The 15,405-nt window shown below is 68.7% G+C and carries 17 protein-coding genes; 10 read left to right on the plus strand and 7 right to left on the minus strand.

What is annotated here, in order from left to right; translation table 11 throughout:
• Positions 1 to 19 precede the first annotated feature (19 nt).
• The gene (locus EDF69_RS13370; protein WP_132882219.1) at positions 20 to 1,525 is read right to left on the minus strand and encodes a YifB family Mg chelatase-like AAA ATPase; all 1,506 of its coding nucleotides are present in this window, start codon (positions 1,523 to 1,525) and stop codon (positions 20 to 22) included.
• Positions 1,526 to 1,769: 244 nt separating this feature from the next.
• Between EDF69_RS13370 and rpmH the strand changes: the two genes are divergently transcribed.
• From rpmH to yihA, 5 genes are read left to right on the plus strand one after another with little or no spacing between them, the layout of a single operon-like run.
• Entirely contained in the window at positions 1,770 to 1,904 is a 135-nt protein-coding gene (gene rpmH, locus EDF69_RS13375) for a 50S ribosomal protein L34 (protein ID WP_125961091.1), read from the plus strand.
• Positions 1,901 to 2,227, plus strand: coding sequence for a ribonuclease P protein component (gene rnpA / locus EDF69_RS13380; RefSeq protein ID WP_125961092.1), 327 nt, complete (start codon positions 1,901 to 1,903; stop codon positions 2,225 to 2,227). Before rpmH ends, rnpA begins: the two co-directional genes overlap by 4 nt.
• A gap of 43 nt (positions 2,228 to 2,270) precedes the next feature.
• Positions 2,271 to 2,483, plus strand: a complete 213-nt coding sequence (gene yidD, locus EDF69_RS13385; protein ID WP_125960998.1) for a membrane protein insertion efficiency factor YidD — start codon at positions 2,271 to 2,273, stop codon at positions 2,481 to 2,483.
• 25 nt (positions 2,484 to 2,508) lie between these two features.
• On the plus strand, positions 2,509 to 4,209 hold the full coding sequence (yidC, locus tag EDF69_RS13390; protein WP_132882218.1) for a membrane protein insertase YidC: 1,701 nt from the start codon (positions 2,509 to 2,511) through the stop codon (positions 4,207 to 4,209).
• Complete coding sequence (yihA, locus tag EDF69_RS13395) at positions 4,206 to 4,865, plus strand: ribosome biogenesis GTP-binding protein YihA/YsxC (RefSeq protein ID WP_132882217.1); 660 nt, start codon at positions 4,206 to 4,208, stop codon at positions 4,863 to 4,865. The genes yidC and yihA overlap by 4 nt, the downstream gene beginning before the upstream one ends.
• A 13-nt stretch (positions 4,866 to 4,878) precedes the next feature.
• On the opposite strand, the gene EDF69_RS13400 is transcribed toward yihA, so the two are convergent.
• Positions 4,879 to 5,505: an exopolysaccharide biosynthesis protein gene (locus EDF69_RS13400; protein WP_132882216.1), complete on the minus strand. Its 627-nt coding sequence runs from the start codon at positions 5,503 to 5,505 to the stop codon at positions 4,879 to 4,881.
• Between the two features lie 64 nt (positions 5,506 to 5,569).
• Here EDF69_RS13400 and EDF69_RS13405 point away from each other — a divergent pair, with 64 nt between their 5' ends.
• Positions 5,570 to 6,241 (plus strand): glutathione S-transferase family protein, encoded by a 672-nt coding sequence (locus EDF69_RS13405; RefSeq protein WP_132882215.1) that lies wholly within the window; start codon positions 5,570 to 5,572, stop codon positions 6,239 to 6,241.
• Here the strand turns inward: EDF69_RS13405 and EDF69_RS13410 are convergent.
• Positions 6,238 to 6,681 (minus strand): cupin domain-containing protein, encoded by a 444-nt coding sequence (locus EDF69_RS13410; protein ID WP_132882214.1) that lies wholly within the window; start codon positions 6,679 to 6,681, stop codon positions 6,238 to 6,240. The two genes, EDF69_RS13405 and EDF69_RS13410, sit on opposite strands and share 4 nt — an antisense overlap.
• On the opposite strand from EDF69_RS13410, the gene dapE reads away from it, so the two are divergent.
• Positions 6,681 to 7,838 carry a succinyl-diaminopimelate desuccinylase gene (dapE, locus tag EDF69_RS13415; protein ID WP_132882213.1) on the plus strand — a complete coding sequence of 386 codons (1,158 nt, stop codon included), beginning with the start codon at positions 6,681 to 6,683 and terminating at the stop codon, positions 7,836 to 7,838. The two genes, EDF69_RS13410 and dapE, sit on opposite strands and share 1 nt — an antisense overlap.
• Here dapE and EDF69_RS13420 read toward each other — a convergent pair.
• The 4 genes from EDF69_RS13420 to EDF69_RS13435 all read right to left on the minus strand — a co-directional run bounded on the left by EDF69_RS13420 (position 7,835) and on the right by EDF69_RS13435 (position 12,047).
• Positions 7,835 to 9,520, minus strand: a complete 1,686-nt coding sequence (locus EDF69_RS13420; RefSeq protein WP_239555487.1) for a putative bifunctional diguanylate cyclase/phosphodiesterase — start codon at positions 9,518 to 9,520, stop codon at positions 7,835 to 7,837. The two genes, dapE and EDF69_RS13420, sit on opposite strands and share 4 nt — an antisense overlap.
• Positions 9,521 to 9,581: 61 nt before the next feature.
• On the minus strand, positions 9,582 to 10,145 hold the full coding sequence (locus EDF69_RS13425) for a Smr/MutS family protein (RefSeq protein WP_132882212.1): 564 nt from the start codon (positions 10,143 to 10,145) through the stop codon (positions 9,582 to 9,584).
• Positions 10,126 to 11,397, minus strand: a complete 1,272-nt coding sequence (gene mltA, locus EDF69_RS13430) for a murein transglycosylase A (protein ID WP_132882211.1) — start codon at positions 11,395 to 11,397, stop codon at positions 10,126 to 10,128. The genes EDF69_RS13425 and mltA overlap by 20 nt, the downstream gene beginning before the upstream one ends.
• Before the next feature lie 5 nt (positions 11,398 to 11,402).
• Complete coding sequence (locus EDF69_RS13435; protein ID WP_132882210.1) at positions 11,403 to 12,047, minus strand: Tim44/TimA family putative adaptor protein; 645 nt, start codon at positions 12,045 to 12,047, stop codon at positions 11,403 to 11,405.
• Between the two features lie 172 nt (positions 12,048 to 12,219).
• On the opposite strand from EDF69_RS13435, the gene secB reads away from it, so the two are divergent.
• The 3 genes from secB to trpS are packed head-to-tail and all read left to right on the plus strand — an operon-like array spanning position 12,220 to position 15,383.
• Positions 12,220 to 12,735, plus strand: a complete 516-nt coding sequence (secB, locus tag EDF69_RS13440) for a protein-export chaperone SecB (protein ID WP_132882209.1) — start codon at positions 12,220 to 12,222, stop codon at positions 12,733 to 12,735.
• Between the two features lie 41 nt (positions 12,736 to 12,776).
• Positions 12,777 to 14,339 carry a murein biosynthesis integral membrane protein MurJ gene (gene murJ / locus EDF69_RS13445; RefSeq protein WP_132882208.1) on the plus strand — a complete coding sequence of 521 codons (1,563 nt, stop codon included), beginning with the start codon at positions 12,777 to 12,779 and terminating at the stop codon, positions 14,337 to 14,339.
• A gap of 39 nt (positions 14,340 to 14,378) precedes the next feature.
• Complete coding sequence (gene trpS, locus EDF69_RS13450) at positions 14,379 to 15,383, plus strand: tryptophan--tRNA ligase (protein WP_132882207.1); 1,005 nt, start codon at positions 14,379 to 14,381, stop codon at positions 15,381 to 15,383.
• The last annotated feature ends 22 nt before the right edge of the window (positions 15,384 to 15,405 follow it).

A 15,405-nucleotide genomic window follows, 5' to 3' on the forward strand; every position in this document is an offset into this window, starting at 1 on the left:
GCGAACCCCTGCTCCAACCTCAGGCGCGCGGCGGCTGGCGGCGATAGCTGAGCGCCTCGGCGACATGGAGCCGCCCGACGGTTTCTGCGCCCGCTAGGTCCGCGATGGTGCGCGCGACGCGAAGCACGCGCGTGTAGCTGCGCGCGGAAAGCCGCATCGCCTCTGCCGCCTGGGCGAGCAGCTTCGCGCCGGGGGCGTCCGGCGTGGCGGTCGCCTCCAGCACCTCACCGTCCGCCTCCGCATTGGTGCGCGCGGCGACATCCCGGTATCGGTGCGCCTGCACGGCACGGGCGGCGGCGACCCGCGCCCCGACCTCCGCCGATCCTTCGGCAGCCGGAGGCAGCGCGAGGTCCGCGGCGCTCACCGGCTGCATTTCCAGGTGGAGGTCGATGCGGTCGAGCAACGGGCCGGACACGCGCGCCTGATAGTCGACGGCACAGCGCGGCGCCCGGGAGCAGGCCAGCGCCGGATCCCCCAGATGCCCGCAGCGGCATGGGTTCATCGCCGCGACCAGCTGGACGCGCGCGGGGAAGCTGACGTGCGCGTTCGCCCGGGCCACGCTGACGTTCCCCGTCTCCAGCGGCTGGCGCAGCGAATCGAGCACCGCGCGCTGGAACTCGGGCAGCTCGTCCAGGAACAGCACTCCCAGATGGGCGAGACTCACCTCTCCCGGCCGGACGCGAAGGCCCCCGCCCACCAGCGCGGCCATGGAGGCGGAGTGGTGCGGGGCGCGGTAGGGCCGCGCCCGCGTCATCCGACCGCCCGTGAGCGTGCCTGCGACCGAAGCGACCATCGAGACCTCCAGCGCCTCGCCCGAATCGAGCGGCGGGAGGATGCCGGGAAGGCAGGACGCGAGCAGCGACTTGCCCGCACCCGGCGGGCCCACCATCAGCAGGTTGTGACCGCCCGCCGCCGCGATCTCCAGCGCGCGCTTCGCGGTTTCCTGTCCCTTCACCCGCCGCAGGTCCGGTCCGGGTACCAGTTCCTCTGCCTCGCCCGGTGCGGGTTCGGGCAACAACTGTGTCCCTTTCAGGTGGTTGAGCAGACCGATCAGGTCGGTCGCGGCGCAGATGCTGCCCCCCGCCCACGCCGCTTCGGCGCCCTGCGCTGCCGGGCAGATCAGCCCCAGGCCGCGCTCCGACGCGTGGAGTGCCGCCAGCAGCACCCCGGGCGTGGCCGCGATACGACCGTCCAGGCCGAGTTCCCCCACCACCAGATATTCGGACAGCGTCTCCGCATCGACGACGCCCATCGCCGCCAACAGCCCCAGCGCGATCGGGAGATCATAGTGCGATCCCTCCTTGGGCAGGTCCGCAGGGGAGAGGTTGACCGTGATCCGCTTGGGCGGGAGCGACAGGCCGATCGCGGCGATGGCGGCGCGGACGCGTTCGCGGCTTTCGCCCACCGCCTTGTCCGGCAGCCCTACCACGACGAATGCCGGCACGCCGGGCGCCAGTTGCACCTGCGCCTCGACCGCGCGCGCCTCCAGCCCGAGATACGCCGCCGTCGATACGATCGCGACCATGCTGCCCCCCCCTGTCCCCCGCCACTGCATAGCCGGTTTCCGGGGAAGGAAAACAGCCGAGCGTGTCTTGCCCTGACAACACACATGCCCCACATCGAACCGGTGATGGTCGGTTCCCGATCCTGTCCCGGCACAGCCGCGTTGACTTGGAGGGGCGGCTTGCCTATGGGCTGCGGGCACACGGCCGCCGTTCAGGGCGGCTTTTTCCGTTATTGTAGACGTTCGATATCCCGGGGAATGAGTGATGAAGCGGACCTTTCAGCCGAGCAACCTGGTGCGTTCGCGTCGCCACGGCTTCCGGACTCGCATGGCGACGCCGGGTGGCCGCAAGGTGATTCGCGCCCGTCGCAACCGCGGCCGCAAGAAGCTGTCGGCCTGACGCGCCTTACCCGTCGCAGCGAGTATCTCGCTGCGAACGGAGGCAAGCGTGCGCCGATGCCGGGCTTCGTGCTGCTGGTGCGCGCGCGCGAGGATGCCGATCCGACGATGCGGATCGGCATCACCGTATCCAAGAAAGTCGGCAACGCCGTCGCCCGCAACCGGGTGAAGCGGCGTTTCCGTGCGCTTGCGCGCGAGGTCCTGCCGACTGCAGGCATCGCCGGTGCCGACCATGTGCTGATCGGACGCACCTCCGCGATCGAGCGGCCCTATGAGTCGCTCAAGACCGAACTGGTCAAGGCGCTGCGCAAGGTGACCCGGTGACCGCCGGGTGCCTTCCTCCCCCCTCTTCTTTCGGCGCCGTGCGGTGATCGCACGGCTGCTGATCCTCGTCGCGCGCGGCTGGCAGTTGGGTCCCTCGGTGATCCTGCCCTCCAGTTGCCGCTACAGCCCAAGCTGTTCGGCCTATGCAATCGAGGCGCTTGGCCGCTATGGCGCGCTGAAGGGCAGCTGGCTTGCGGCGCGTCGGATCGCGCGTTGCCATCCGTGGGGCGGCCACGGCTACGATCCGGTACCATGACGACCGAGCACACAGGGATTAGTCGGTGAAGAACGACCAGAAGAACTTCGTCCTCTTCGCGGTGCTGGCCGCGGTGATCCTGTTCGGTTGGCAGCCGATCGCCAGCTACTTCTTCCCGGCCGCGAACCCGCCGGCGACCAAGATCGTCGAGGGCAAGAGCGAGGTGGTGCCGAACCCGGGCGCCGATCCGGCCGCCGATTCGCCCACGGCCGTGCGCGACCGCGCGCTCGTGCTGCGCGAAACGCCGCGCATCGCCATCGAAACGCCGCGGCTGAAGGGCTCGATCAACCTCAAGGGCGCGCGCATCGACGACCTGGTGCTCACCCGCCACAAGGAAACGATCGCCAAGAACAGCGACCCGATCCGCATCCTGTCGCCCTCTGGCACCGGTGACGCCTATTTCGCCAGCTTCGGCTGGTCCGGAAACGGCGTCCAGGCGCCCGGCGCAGACACCGTCTGGCAGGCCAGCGGCACGCGCCTGACCCCGTCGACGCCGGTCACGCTCACGACCCAGGTAGGCGGCCAGCGCTATGCGATCCAGATCGCGGTCGACGATGGCTATATGTTCACCGTCCGCCAGACGATCGGCAACGCAGGCACGCATCCGGTGCAGGCAGCGACCTACGGGCTGCTCAGCCGCCGTGCTCCGCCGCGCGACAAGGACACGTGGAGCATCCACTCGGGCCCGATCTACGAGATCAAGGGCGGCGTGAACTTCGACGTCAACTACACCGACGTCGACGAGGCGCCGCAGAAGTTCGATACCCAAGGCGGCTGGGCCGGCTTCACCGACCATTACTGGCTGACTGCGCTGGTGCCGGATCAGGGCAAGAGCAACGTCATCCAGTTCCGCAACACCGGCGACAACGTCCACCAGGCGGACTACCGCCCGGCCACCCTGTCCACCGTGCAGCCGGGCCAGCAGGTGACCGCGACCTCGCGCTTCTTCGCGGGCGCCAAGGAAGTCGACCTGCTCGACCGCTATGAGGATGCGGGCGTGGTCCAGTTCGGCAATGCAATCGACTGGGGCTGGTTCGGCATCGTCGAGAAGCCGATCTTCGCTTATCTCGATTGGCTGTTCCGCATGATCGGCAACTTCGGCGTGGCGATCATCCTGCTGACCCTCACCATTCGCCTGCTGATGTTCCCGATCGCGCAGCGCCAGTTCGCCTCCATGGCGGCGATGCGCGCGCTCCAGCCCAAACTGAAGACGCTGCAGGAGCGCTACAAGGACGACAAGCCCCGCCTCCAGCAGGAGATGATGGCGCTGTACAAGCAGGAGAAGGTGAACCCGGTCGCGGGCTGCCTGCCGACGCTGCTGCAGATCCCGGTGTTCTACGCGCTTTACAAGGTGCTGATGCTCACCATCGAGATGCGTCACCAGCCATTCGTCGGCTGGATCAAGGACCTCTCGGCACCCGATCCGCTGACGCCGGTCAACCTGTTCGGCCTCCTGCCGTTCACGCCGCCGAGCTTCATCGCGATCGGCGTGATCCCGATCCTCTTGGGCGTGTCGATGTACTTCCAGTTCAAGCTGAACCCGCAGCCGATGGATGACGCACAGAAGCAGGTGTTCGGCCTGATGCCGTGGGTGATGATGTTCATCATGGCGCCGTTCGCGGTCGGCCTGCAGGTCTACTGGATCACGTCCAACCTGCTGACCATCGCGCAGCAGCAGCTGCTGTATTCGCGCCACCCCGGCCTGAAGACGGCGCCCGCCAAGTGACGGACGTCCCCGCCCCCATCGAGGCGTTCGACGCGGAGGCGATCGAAGCGGCGCGCAAGCTGTTCGCCGGGCCGATCACCTTCCTGCGCTCGGCCCCGGCACTCCAGCACCTGCCCGATCCGGTGGTGCCGGAGATCGCCTTTGCCGGGCGTTCGAACGTCGGCAAGTCGTCGCTGCTGAACGCGCTCACCGGTCGCAACAGCCTGGCGCGCACCTCGGTGACGCCGGGCCGCACGCAGGAGCTGAACTTCTTCGACGTGGGCGATCCGCTGCGGTTCCGACTGGTCGACATGCCTGGCTATGGCTTTGCCAAGGCGCCCAAGGATGTCGTCCGCAAATGGCGCTACCTCGTGAACGACTATCTGCGCGGGCGCGTGGTGCTCAAGCGGACGCTTGTGCTGATCGACTCGCGCCACGGCATCAAGGACGTCGATCGCGAGGTGCTGGAGATGCTGGACAAGGCAGCGGTCAGCTACCGTGTCGTCCTGACCAAGGCGGACAAGATCAAGGCGAGCGAACTTGCCGCCGTACATGCCGCCACGGTTGCCGAAGCACGCAAGCGCCCCGCCGCGCATCCGGAGGTGCTCGCCACCTCGAGCGAAAAGGGCATGGGCATCCCCGAACTCCGCGCGGCCGTCATCGAATCGATCGACTGACGCGCGGGCTGGTTCAGCCGCCCCCGCCCTGGCCGCCGCGGCCGAAGAACCATCCGAGCCCGCCGCCGATCGCCGCAACCGACAGGATGCAGGCGATCACCATCAGCAGCCCGTCGCGTACCAGTAGGGCCAGCCCGAACGACAGGATCGCCACCATCGGCAGCGTGCTGGCGAACGGCAGCAGCTCGAGCGGCGGCACCGTGGTGCACAGCGCGATGATCGCGATCGCCGCGATCTTGATCATCGGCCCCTTGGTGAGCGCCGGCAGGCGACCGTGGAACCAGCCGTCGAGCCACTTGGCAACGGGCCGCATCTTGTCCGCGACCTTGACCAGCTTCTCGCCCTTCAGGCCGCGGTTCGCGAGGAATCCGGGAAGCCACAGGTCCTTGCGCCCGAACAGCAGCTGAAGCGCGAGCAGCACCATGACCACCGCCATCGCGGTGGGCAGGCCCGGGATGCCGCCCACCGGCGAAATATCGATCAACGGGAAGATGATGAAGAAGGGGCCGTAGGCGCGGTGGCCCATCGCTTCGACGGCGTCGCCGAGCTTCGCCTTGTCCTGCCCGGCCCCTTCGCCGAGCTCCTTGAGCCGGTCGAGCACATCGCCGACGCTCTGCGGGTCCTGGTTCTTCTCCGTCATCGTTGCGCCAACGGAATTGTCGCAAGGCGGTTCCGTTGCGCGGAGCGGCAGGCTAGACCGCGGCATGCTCAAGCTCATCCTCGGCAACAAGGCCTATTCCTCCTGGTCCCTGCGCGGCTGGCTCGCGGCCAAGCTCTCGGGGCTCCCCTTCGAGGAGGTGGTCGTCCCCCTCTATGACGAGGGTTGGGATCGCCGACGTGAGGGCGACGAGTTCGCCCCCTCCTCGGGCAAGGTGCCGATCCTGTGGGACGGCGACGTGGTGGTCTGGGACAGCCTGGCGATCGTGGAATATCTGAACGAGAAGTCGGGCGGTGACCGGTTCTGGCCGGCGGACGCGGCCGCCCGCGCCATGGCGCGCTCGATGGCCGCAGAGATGCACTCCGGCTTCCAGGCGCTGCGTCGCAAGCACAGCATGAACATCCGCCAGGTCTATCCCCCGGCCCGCCTCGACAACGACGTGGTCCACGACGTCACCCGCATCCTCGAGCTGTGGGCGCAGGCGCGCGCGCGGTTCGGCGGCACCGGTGAGTTCCTGTTCGGCGAGTTCGGCGCGGTGGATGCGATGTTCGCGCCGGTGGTGACCCGCTTCGTCACCTATTCGATCCCGATGCCGCCGTTCGCCGCGGCCTATATGCAGGCGGTGCTCTCCCACCGCTGGATGCAGGACTGGATCGCGAGTGCCCAGGAAGAGGAATGGGTGATCGAGCGGTTCGAACAGACGGCCGACGCCCGCTAGGCCGGTTTTCCACCCACGCGATATCCCTCTCCCGGTGTCAGCATCATGTCGATGTCGGGATAGTGGCACCGGCTCTGCGCCGGCCGGCCGACGGCCACGAAGACGCAGTCCGCGTCGCTGCGGTTCTGAAGCACATGTCCATTGCCGTCGTTCTTGGGGAATGCGGCGCAATCGCCGGCCCGCATCACCGTCTCGCCGGAGTCGTCAACCAGGATGGCTTCCCCCGACAGGATGGCGACGAATTCGTCCTCCCCTTCGTGCCAGTGTCGTTGCGAGGACCAGGCGCCGGGGTGCAGGACGACGTGGCTGACGCCGAAATCCGCAAGTCCACTCGCAGGCGCAAGGCGCCGATACCACCGCCCCTGGACCGCCTCCCGAAACGGCGCCGGATAGCCGGTCGCATTGGTCTGCGGGATTGTGTCGAGGTCCAGCTTGGGCAATGCCCCCTCCGTCATTTGAGGGAACCAGCGTGACAGACGTCGTCGAACTTACCAAGGCCCTGATCGCCGCCGAGAGCGTGACCCCTGCCCGCGGCCCGGTGTTCGATGTGCTGGAAGCCGCGCTGCTCCCGCTTGGCTTCGACGTCGACCGCTTCGTCTGTGGCGAGGCTCCGGACGGACCGGTCGAGAATCTCATCGCCGTTCGAGGCCAGGGGAGCCGACACCTTGCCTTCGCAGGCCATGTCGACGTGGTTCCTGCGGGCGACGGCTGGACGGCGGGCCCCTTCTCCGGCGAGGAGCGCGGCGGGCTGGTCTATGGCCGCGGTGCCGTCGACATGAAGGGGGCGGTCGCCGCCTTTGCCGCCGCCTGCGCGCAGGTGCCCGCCGACGCGGGTACGCTGTCGCTGCTGATCACCGGCGACGAGGAAGGCCCTGCGGTCTTCGGCACCCGCGCGATCATCGATCGCATGGCCGCGCGCGGCCTGGCACCGGATCTCTGCCTGGTCGGTGAGCCCACCTCGACCGCCCGGCTGGGTGACATGATCAAGATCGGTCGGCGCGGGTCGGTCAACATCTGGATCGAGGTGCACGGCCGGCAGGGGCACGTCGCCTATCCGCACCTTGCCGACAATCCGATTTCCCGCCTCGTCGGCGCGCTCGCGGAGATCGAGGCGCTGGTACTCGACGAGGGAACCGACTGGTTCCAGTCGTCGAATATCGAGGTGACCGACCTCGACGTCGGCAACCCGGCCACCAATGTCATCCCGGGCCGGGCAGCTGCGCGACTGTCCATCCGCTTCAACGACCTGCATCGTGGCGACGCGCTAATCGAACGGGTTCGCGCGATCGTGGCGCGGCACGCGCCCGATTCGCAGGTGATCGGCAAGGTCTCGGGCGAGGCGTTCCTGACCCCGCCGGGTGCGTTCTCGACCCTCGTCTCCGACTCGATCGGCGAGCACACGGGCCTCACGCCGGAGCTTTCGACCACGGGCGGCACTTCGGACGCCCGCTTCCTCTCCAGGCTTTGCCCGACGGTCGAGTTCGGACTCCTGAACGCGACCATGCACAAGCTCGACGAGGCTGTGGCGGTTGAAGACCTGCGCAGCCTGCAGGCGATCTACGCGACCTTGGCGCGGCGCGCGCTCGACGCCGCCTAGCTGGCGAGTCGCCGCCCCGCCGCGGGCGAACCGAGCCAGTCGAGGAACGCCGCCTCCTCCATGGGCGCGGCGATCGCATAGCCCTGCAGGACGTCGCAGCCGATCATACGCAGGATCTTCGCCTGGTCCGCACTCTCGATCCCTTCGGCAACCGCCGTGCAGCCGAGCCCGTGGACCAGCCCCACCAGCGCCTGGGCGATCGCCCTCGCCTCCTCGCTCTGCGCCACATGGATGGTGAGCGCCCGGTCGAGCTTGACCCGGTCGATCGGAAGCTCGCGCAGCCGCGCGATGCTCGAAAAGCCCGTCCCGAAATCATCGAGGGCGATGCTGGCCCCATCCCCGCGCAGCAGCGTCACCGCGTCCAGCGCGTCCTCGCTGCACCCCATCAGCAGCGACTCCTTGAGTTCCAGCTCGAGCATCGAGGCGGGCGCGCCGGCACTTGCGACCGCATCGCGCAGCTTGCGCACGAAGCTGGCATGGTCGAGCTCGCGCGCGCTGATGTTGACGCTCAGCCGGTGGCGTATCCCCTTCTCGTGCCAGCGCCCGATGGTGGCGGCCACGTCCTGGACGATCCGGTCGCCCAGTTCGATGATCAGCCCCGTCTCCTCCGCGCACGGCAGGAAGCTGCCCGGCAGGCGCATGCCGTCCGGATGGTGCCACCGCACCAGCGCCTCGGCACCGCAGACCGAGCCGGTCGCGGCCAGCACCTGGGGCTGGAACACCAGGCCGAACTCGCCTCGGTCGATACCAGCGCGCAACTCCTGTTCCAGCGCCTTGCGCGCGGCCAACCCGGCGGCAAGCGTTGCATCAAAGGCGTGGACCTGCCCCCGCCCCCCGGCCTTTGCGGCATACATCGCAATGTCGGCGGCGCGGGTCAGGTCCAAAAAGCTGGTGCCGTGCACCGGCCACTGCGCAATGCCGATCGAGGCGCCTGCCTGGATCTCCCCGCCGTGAAACCGATGGGCTCCTGCGAGCACGTTGAGAATGCCCAGCGCGGCACGTTTTGGTTCCTTCGCCGCCTGGCCGCAGAGCAGGATGTTGAACTCGTCGCCTCCCAGCCGCCCCACGATGGGCTGCTCCTCTACCAGCCCGCCTGAAAGATGCTCCGCTGCCTGGCGAAGGCGCTGCCCGACCTGCGCCAGCAGCAAGTCGCCGGTCGCATGGCCATAGGTGTCGTTGACCGCCTTGAATCGGTCGAGATCCAGGAACAGCAGCGCGGCCGGCGGGCTCGGCTGCATCCGCGCCAGCCGTTCCAGCCGTTCCTCGACGAGCTGCTGGAAATGGGAACGGTTGGGCAGCTCGGTCACGGTGTCGATCTGCGCAGCGCGCTCCACCGCGGCCAGCGTTGTGCGCAACTGCTCGAACAGCGCCTGCATGGCGCGGGCGAGGCTCGGCACGAAGCTCCAGACCTCCCGCGGGATCGGGCTCTGGAGATCGCCGCGCGTCGCCTTGCTCAGCCGCAGGATCGCCTCGTCCACAGCGCCCGCCGTGGTGGAGACGTGGCGTTCGGCCGATGCCCAGCACATGGTCGCACACACCACCGCCGGGATCAGCGCGCTCGACGCGGTGAGCGCGTCCAGCCGGCCGTGGGTGGTCGCCAGGAGAGCGAGAAAGAAGCTGACGGCGCCCGCGCAGGCGGCGAACACGATCGCACGACGCTTGAGCGACTTGGCGTGCAGCAACTCAAACGTCTCCCTTCTGCGCGTTCATGAAACGACACAGTGTGGGCGAAAGAGTTAAATTTCAGCGCCCATGCGTAACCTGACGACGTAAAATTACGTAGAGGGCGCCTGCGCCGCCATGGCGCGGATGCGAACCCCGCACTGCTGCGATGCGATCCGCATGCCGGGAAGCGGCGAGCCAGTCGGGCACGGCCGCCCGGATCGCGCCTCTGGCGAAGGGGCGCTCCGCATCGGGGCGTGGCGCACGTCCCGTCACCAGCAGCAGCACGCGATCGCCGCGGGCGATCGAGCGTTCCAGCGCACGGTCTAGCATCGCATGTGCCGAGGCCAGGCTGTGGCCGTGCAGGTCGAAACTGCTATCGGGCGAGACGAGGCCGCGCGAGAGCCGGCGATCCCAGCTGCCGTCGAGGAGATTGGATACCGCGGGCGCCGGAGCCTGCACCGCCGCCGGCTGGCGCAGCGGCGGGACCCGGCCACGTGGCGGCTTCGGCTTCGGCTCGAGGACCGGTGGTGGCGGAAGCGGCTTGGGCTTGGGCTTGGCCGGCGTGGCGTGCAGCGGTCTCAGGCCCGCGGTGACCCGCGCCCAGAGCGCCGCCTCGCCATCGCTAAGGCGTCGGCCGGCCACCGCGCCCTGCGTTCAATCGCGCCACCGCACCCCGGGGGAGCAGCACGAAGGCGGTGCCGCGCGCGGACATGCCGCCCGCGATCGCTCGCGCCTCGTCCCCGGCGCCCCAGAAGGTGTCGAAGCGGTTGGCGCCCTTGATCGCGCCGCCGGTGTCCTGCGCCACCCACAGCCCGGTGGCGTCGGTGCGATCCATCGACAGGAACACCGGCGCGCCCAGCGGCACGAACTTGGGATCCGCGGCAACGCTCGCCTGCCCCGTGACTGGAACGCCCAAGGCGCCGAGCGGCCCCGCGCCCGTCAGCTCGCGGAAGAACACGAAGCTCTTGTTCTCGCGCATGATCGCGCGGCCCTCGGCAGGATGCGCACGCAGCCATGCGACGATGCCCTGCATCGAGGACTGGCCGGGCCCGAGCAGGCCACGGTCCTTCATCAGCTTGCCGATGCCGGTGTAGTCGCGCCCGTTCTGGCCGGCATAGCCGATCCGCATGACCGACCCGTCCGGCAACCGCAGGCGACCCGAGCCCTGTACCTGGAGGAAGAAGAACTCGATCGGGTCCGCCGCCCAGCCGATCTCCAGGCCGCGTCCTGACAGCGCGCCTTCCTCGATCTGGGTGCGGTCATAATAGGGAACGAAGCTGCTGCCCTCGACCCGGCCGCGGATGCGCTTGCCCTTGTACGCGTCCGAAAAGAGGCCGAGGTCGACTTCGACCAGATCGCTCGGCTTCGCATAAACGGGCACGTCATAGCCGCGCTCGCGCCGGCGGGATCCGGCGATCTCGGGCTCGAAATAGCCGGTTGCGAAGGCGCGGCCCTCGCCAACCTGTGCGGGCTCGAACTGGGTGGCGAAGAACTGCATCGCGCCGCCGGCGGGCACCGTCGCTGCGGCATTGCAGGCAGCGGCCCAGTCACCGGGCTGCGTCAGGCCGCTCGCATCGGTGCGGCGGACGAGCGAAGGACAACTAATGCGGAAGGCCGCCAGCGCCCGCTCGGCACTCTCCGGCGTGATCGGCAGGCTGGAGGGTCCGGCAAGGACGCCGCTCGCGGCCGCAGTCACCGCGCCCGCGACCGGGGCTACCGCAGCCGGTGCCATCGGCGTCGCCGCCACCGGCTGCCGCACGGGAAGCGCGGTTGACGGCGGCCGCGTGGCGGAAGGCCGCGCGGGCGCTGGCGCGGTCTCCATGCCGCGCGGCACGATGGTGTTCGAACAACCTGCCAGCAGTACCGCCAGTGCCGCCGCCCCCCACATCCGCATCGAGGTCACGCCTCGTCGGTGTCGGAAAGCTTCCAGTTCGGATCGCCGCTCTTGAGCATCCGTGCGAAGGTCCAGACGTCGTGCGTCTCGACCGCGTCCGTCAGCGAGCCGGCGACCACCTGGCCCTCCGCATCGCGCGTGACAGCCGCGATGTCGGCGTCGAAGCGCACCGTGACGCGGGCGAGGCCGCCGGCGACACTCGCGTCGCTGATCACCGCGCGCTCGATCGACACCAGCCGGTTGTCCAGCGTGTGGCCCGCCTCTTCCCGCGCTTCGATCGCGGCCGCGAACGCCGTCTGCACCTCGGCCTCGGTGAGCCAGGCGAGGGTATCGCGGTCGCCCTTCCAGAAGGCTTCCAGGATCATGCGGTAGGCGGACTTGGCACCTTCCAGGAACTCGGCGACGTCGAAGGTCGGGTCGCTGCCGACGATGGCGCGCAGGCCGTTCTCGGCCGCGGGCTCGACATGGCGCTGGGTGACGTCGCGCGGCTCCGGCTGCACATCGATCGTGCGGGGCACCGGCGGCACGCCGACGCGCTCCTCGGCGGGGCGGGCGAGCGGCTGTTCATGGCCGGTGCGCTTGCCCAGCACCGCGTAGAGACGCAGTGCGAGGAACCCCGCGACCATTCCCAGAAGAACAACGACCAGCACTTCGCCTCCCAAATCTGACGCGATCAACATAGGGGCAAGCAGAGCCAGTTTCAAATGGCTGCGGGCGGTCCATCGCACGGGCGCCGCCGTTGAACTGGCGCCGATCGCCTGCTAGGCGCCGAGCCGAAAAACGCGGCAGGCCGCAAAGCTATCCTTCAGCAAGGAAATTCCCATGGACGACCAGAACGACGCCGGCCTCGACGAGAGCTTCGCCAACGGTGCCGACACCCAGCCGCAGGTCGGCGTCCTGTCGCAATATGTGAAGGATCTGTCGTTCGAGAACCCGAACGCGCCGGGCATCTACCAGGTGCAGGGCCAGCCCAAGCTCGACGTGCAGTTCAACATCGGCGCTACCACCGTCGGCGAGGGCGTGCATGAAGTGGTGCTCAAGATCGAGGCACGCGCCGACGTCGAGGGCCAGGCGCTCTACCTCATCGAGCTGAGCTATGCCGGCCTGTTCGGCCTGCGCAACATCCCGGACGAGCACCTCCAGCCGTTCCTGCTGGCCGAAGCGCCGCGCATCATCTTCCCGTTCGCGCGCCGTGTGCTCGCCGATGCGGTCCGCGACGGCGGCTTCCCGCCGCTGATGCTGGAGCCGATCGACTTCGGCGCGCTCTACATGCAGCAGGCGGCGGCCGCTGCCGGCGAACTGTCGGGCAACGCTGCCGGCACGATCGGCCACGCCTGATCCTTGACCTGCGAACGGGCTGACCAAGGCGGCTGACCGGAATGAAGCTCGTTCGCACCCTCGGCTCGGTTGGAGGGCTCACGCTCGCCAGCCGGGTCCTGGCGCTGGTGCGCGATTCGCTGCAGGCGCGCTATGTGGGGGCGAGCTTTGCCTCCGACGCCTTCACCATCGCGTTCCGCCTGCCCAACATGTTCCGCGCTTTGTTCGCGGAAGGCGCGTTCAACGCCGCCTTCATCCCCATGTTCAACCGCAAGGTCGGCGAGACCGGTGAGCTTTCGGCCGGGCTCGATTTCGCAGAGCGCGCGCTGTCGGTGCTGTTCGCGGTGCTGCTCGGCTTCACCGCAATCATGCTGGCCGCCGCCTGGCCGATCACCTGGGCGATGTCGCTCGGCTTCAACAACGCCACGCCCGACCAGTTCGCCTTTGCGGTCCAGCTGTCGCGGATCACCATCCCCTATCTGATGCTGATCTCGCTGGCCTCGCTGCTCGGCGGCATTCTCAACTCGCTCGACAAGTTCTGGGTCAACGCCGCCGCGCCGATCCTGCTCAACATCGCGATGGTCACCGCGCTCGTCTTCTTCAACGGCGATCCGTACGAGACCGCGCGCGCGCAGGCGGTCGCGGTTCCGATCGGCGGCCTTTTGCAGCTTGGCTGGCTGGCGCTCGCCTGCCGCCGCGCCGGCGTGTCGCTGCGCCCACGCCTGCCCCGCGTCGATCCGGAAGTGAAACGGCTGATGAAGCTGATCCTTCCGGCTGCGATGGGGGCCGGTGCGTCGCAGGTGAACCTGCTGATCTCCAGCGCGCTGGCAGCCCGGCTGCTCGCGGCCGGGTCGATCTCCTACATCTATTATGCCGACCGGCTGAACCAGCTGCCGCTGGGGCTGATCGGGATCGGGCTCGGCACCATTCTCCTTCCCACCATCTCACGCCTGCTGGGCGCCGGGCGCGAGGCGGAGGCGATGGAGACGCAGAACCGCGGCACCGAGCTCGCGCTGTTCCTGACGCTGCCGGCAATGGTGGCGCTGATCGTCGCCGCCGAGCCGATCGTGCGCGGGCTCTTCCAGTACGGCGCGTTCGACGCAGCCGACACGCGCGCCTGCGCCTGGGCGCTCGCCGGCTTTTCGGTCGGCCTGCCCTCCTATGTGCTCGTCAAGGTGCTGACGCCCGGCTTCTACGCGCGCCAGGATACGCGTACGCCGGTGCGCTACGCGATGTGGTCGGTGGGCGTGAACATCGTCGCCAACATCGTCCTGATCCCGCTGCTGGGCCATGTCGGGCCGCCGCTCGCCACCGCCCTCGCCTCCACCGTCAACGTAGCCATGCTGTACCGCACGCTTCGCAAGCGCGGGCATTTCGCCGTCGACGCGCAACTGCGCCGCCGCCTTCCCCGACTCGCCCTCGCGGCGCTGCTGATGGGGGCAGCCGTGTTCGGCCTGGAGAGCCTGCTCGATCCGTATCTGATCGGGCCGATGGCCATGCGCTACGCAGCCCTTGTGGTGCTGGTCGGAACCGGCTGCGCGATCTATGGACTGGCCTGCTTCGTCACCGGCGCGTTCCGGGTGGCGGACGTGAAGGCGCTGATTCGGCGCCGCAGCACCAACTGATCGGCGGCCGCTGCACCGCCCAAGCGCAAGGACCACAAGATGCGTGTCGTCTCCGGCATCCAGACCACCGGCAATCTGCACCTCGGCAACTATCTGGGCGCCATCAAGCAGTGGGTCGCGATGCAGGATGCGATGCAACCGGGCGACGACTGCCTGTTCTTCCTGGCCGATCTCCATGCGCTGACCGTCACGCAGGATCCCAAGGAACTCGCCGACAATACCATCGGCATGGCGGCCACGCTGCTCGCGGCCGGCATCGATCCTGACCGCTCGATCCTGTTCAACCAGGCGCGCGTGCCTGCGCACAGCGAGCTGTGCTGGCTGCTGATGGGCACCGCCCGCATGGGCTGGCTCAACCGCATGACCCAGTGGAAGGACAAGGCCGGCAAGAACCGCGAGGGCGCGAGCGCCGGCCTCTTCACCTACCCGGTGCTCCAGGCCGCGGACATCCTCGCCTACAAGGCGACGCACGTGCCAGTGGGCGAGGATCAGAAGCAGCATCTGGAGCTGGCGCGCGACATCGCGACCAAGTTCAACACCGACACCGGCGTCGAGCTCTTCCCGCTGCCCGATCCGCTGATCTCGGCCGCCGCGCCGCGCATCATGAGCTTGCGCGACGGCACGGCCAAGATGTCCAAGTCCGATCCGTCGGACATGAGCCGCATCAACCTGATCGACGACGATGACACCATCGCCGCCAAGTTCCGCAAGGCGCGCACCGATCCGGATCCCCTGCCCGACAGCTTCGACGGCCTCGAAGGCCGGGCCGAGGCGAAGAACCTCGTCACCATCTATGCGGCACTCGCGGACACGACGCCGCAGTCGGTGGTGGAGCAATACGCCGGCCAGGGATTCGGGACTTTCAAGCCCGCCCTGGCGGATCTGGCCGTCGCCGTGCTCGGCCCGATCCGGGATCGCCTGACCCGCCTGCTGGACGACCGCGACACGGTCTCGGCCGCCCTCGCCAAGGGCGCGGGCAAGGCAACGGCGCTTGCCGCTCCGACGCTGCGGTCGGCTCAGGAGGCCTTGGGCCTGCAGGTCTGAGCCAACCCTGCCCCACGCCGGC

It is taken from the genome of Sphingomonas sp. JUb134 (genome assembly GCF_004341505.2).
Lineage (GTDB): Bacteria > Pseudomonadota > Alphaproteobacteria > Sphingomonadales > Sphingomonadaceae > Sphingomonas.